Below are 2,015 nucleotides of genomic sequence, written 5' to 3'. Positions count from 1 at the left end.
AGCCAGGGCTTCCAGAACCAGCGTACGCAGCTGGCCACCACCAGGCCCAACAGCAGCAGGGTGGCGAGTTCCGCGCGCCAGTGTTCGGGCTGCGGGTAGCGGCCCAGCAGGATGATGCGGCCCTTTTCGCGGATCACGCCCCAGCAGGCGCCCACGCCGCGCGCGGCCTGGCAGGCGTCCGGGTCGGCCGCGGTGACGGCATGGAAGATGCCCCACTGCGCGATGCCCGAGGCGGCCCACGCCAGCAGCGCGAGCACGACAAGGGAAATCACCGTATTGCCGATGCTGGAGAACAGGTTGTTGCGCAGCCAGGGGCCGACACCCTCCATCTTGATGGGGGCGGGGCGGGCTGCGATCGGGACAAAGGTTTTGCTCATCGCTCAGCGCTCCTTGATGGCGGCACGGCTGTTGAACCAATTCATCAGGCCGGACGTCGCCAGCGAGGTGCTCAGGTAGATCAGCATGATGATGGCGATGCACTCCACGGCCCGGCCGGTCTGGTTCAGCGAGGTGTTGGCGATGGAGACCAGGTCCGGGTAACCCACGGCGACGGCCAGCGAGGAATTTTTGGTGAGGTTGAGGTACTGGTTGGTCAGCGGCGGGATGATGACCCGTAGCGCCTGCGGCAGCACCACCAGCCGCATCGAGTGGCCGCGCGACAGGCCCAGCGAGGCGCTGGCCTCATGCTGGCCCAGCGACACCGAGGCGATGCCGGCGCGCACCACTTCGGCCACGAAGGCGGAGGTGTAGAGCACCAGGCCCAGCAGCACCGCGAGGTACTCCGGCGACAGTGCCCCGCCGCCTTCGACCTGCGACTCGGTCAGCAACGGCATGTTCCATTCGTTGGGCGCGCCGCCGGCGAGCCAGCCAAGCAGCGCACCGCCGATGACCAGCGCCAAAGACACCCAGAACACCGGCCGCGGTTTGCCGGTCAGGTCGAACTGCCGGCGCGCGCTACGTGCATAGAACACGCTGGCCGCGACACCGACCAGGGCGCCCACAAGCGCCAGCGTCTGGCCCAGCTTCCATACCGGCGAAGGGTAGGAGAGGCCGTTCTTGCTGACGTAAACCCATTTGCCGATGTGCAGCGCCTGGTCGATGGCCGGCAGGTATTCGGTGAACAGCAGGTACCACATCAGCAGTTGCAGCAGCACCGGGATGTTGCGGAAGGTCTCCACGTAGCCGTAGCACAGCGCGCGCACCAGGGCGTTGCGCGAGAAGCGGCCCACGCCCAGCAGGGTGCCCAGGGTTGAGGTCAGCACGATGCCGACCACCGCCACGCGCAGCGTGTTGACCAGCCCGACCAGGAAGGCTTTCCAGTAGGGGTCTATGGAGTCGTAATTGAGCCAGCCTTCGCCGATGTCGAAYCCGGCCGGTTGCATCAGGAAGTCGAAGCCGCTCTGGATGCCGCGGGTCTTCATGTTGGCCATGGTGTTGCTGACCAGCAGCCAGATCAGGAAGACGATCAGGCTGACGGCGGCTATCTGGTAGACGATGGCGCGCGCCTGCTTGCTGCGCCAGGAAAAAACCTTGCGCCGCAGGGCCGGAGCCGGGCGCGGGGGAATCAGGGAGTGCTCGGACATAAACGGGGTACCCAAAAAAGCGGGCCGCTCGACAACGTGTGGTTGTGAGCGGCCCGTTGCGTTAGCGCATCGGAATCAGGTGATCAGGTCAGCGCACCGGCATGGCGTACATCTGGCCGCCCTTGTTCCACTGGTTGTTCTGGCCTCGCGGCAGCGCCAGCGGCGTCTTGGGGCCGACGTTGCGTTCGAAGATCTCGCCGTAGTTGCCGACGGCCTTGACGGCGCGCACCAGCCACTCCTTGTCCAGGCCCAACAGCTTGCCGGTGTCCTCGCCGCTGCCGGTCAGGCGCATGACCACGGGGTCCTTGCTGTCCTTGGTCATGGCGTCGACATTGGCCTGGGTCACGCCGTACTCTTCGGCTTCGACCAGGCCGTACACCACCCACTTGACGATGGCGAACCACTCGTCGTCACCGCGGCGCACCATGGGGC

The 2,015-nt window shown here is 66.2% G+C and carries 1 protein-coding gene and 2 pseudogenes; all 3 read right to left on the bottom strand.

Annotated elements, in window-relative coordinates; translation table 11 throughout:
* A pseudogene (locus tag AC1D0P_RS25185) lies at positions 1-377 on the bottom strand (amino acid ABC transporter permease); the annotation flags it as partial.
* 3 nt (positions 378-380) lie between these two features.
* Complete coding sequence (locus tag AC1D0P_RS25180) at positions 381-1,583, bottom strand: amino acid ABC transporter permease (RefSeq protein WP_477679232.1); 1,203 nt, start codon at positions 1,581-1,583, stop codon at positions 381-383.
* An 88-nt stretch (positions 1,584-1,671) separates the two neighbouring features.
* Positions 1,672-2,015 (bottom strand): annotated as a pseudogene (locus AC1D0P_RS25175) (amino acid ABC transporter substrate-binding protein); the annotation flags it as partial.

The sequence above is a fragment of the Polaromonas sp. P1_G2 genome (assembly GCF_056405515.1).
Note: the sequence above shows the minus strand (reverse complement) of the source record. Positions and strands in the feature narration are given on the sequence as shown.